Origin of the sequence: Gluconobacter sp. P1D12_c (genome assembly GCF_018812105.1) — a bacterium.
GTDB classification, from domain to species: Bacteria; Pseudomonadota; Alphaproteobacteria; order Acetobacterales; family Acetobacteraceae; genus Gluconobacter; species Gluconobacter oxydans_A.
The window spans coordinates 1-419 of record NZ_JACSIQ010000570.1; the positions used below are offsets into that span (position 1 = coordinate 1).

The 419-nt window shown below is 58.9% G+C and carries 1 protein-coding gene; it reads right to left on the reverse strand.

Annotated elements, in window-relative coordinates; translation table 11 throughout:
- Window positions 1-419, reverse strand: a 419-nt coding sequence (locus KP705_RS18190) for a Tn3 family transposase (protein WP_215765312.1), incomplete at both ends; no start/stop codon positions are given.

Here is a 419-nt window from a genome sequence, read left to right on the forward strand (position 1 = left end):
CTGCAACCATACGGCCAAGGGCTTCGGCGTATCCGGCCTCGCTGATATGCCAGTCATGCAGATGCGCCAACTGGCGCAGGGTGGCACCCTGACAGGTGTCGGCCATGCGTGTCAGACCAAGATTAATCCCATCCGCCAGGATCACCGTCAGCAGGGCGTTTTTGTCATCCGCGACACGGCTGGAACGGCGATGGGTAAAGCAGTCGGTGAAGCTGATCCAGCGGTCCACTTCCAGCAGAAGATCAGTAATCTTGATGCGTGGCAGCCGGTCGTAAGCCGCCCGCCTCAACTCTTCCACAGCAGGGGGTGTAATTGCTTTCAGAGGCGAAATCACAAGACCATGTGCATCAAGCCGGACCTGTGACAACTCGCCCTTCCTGGCAAGAGCCGTCACCCGGTTCAGCGCGGTTTCCAGCACT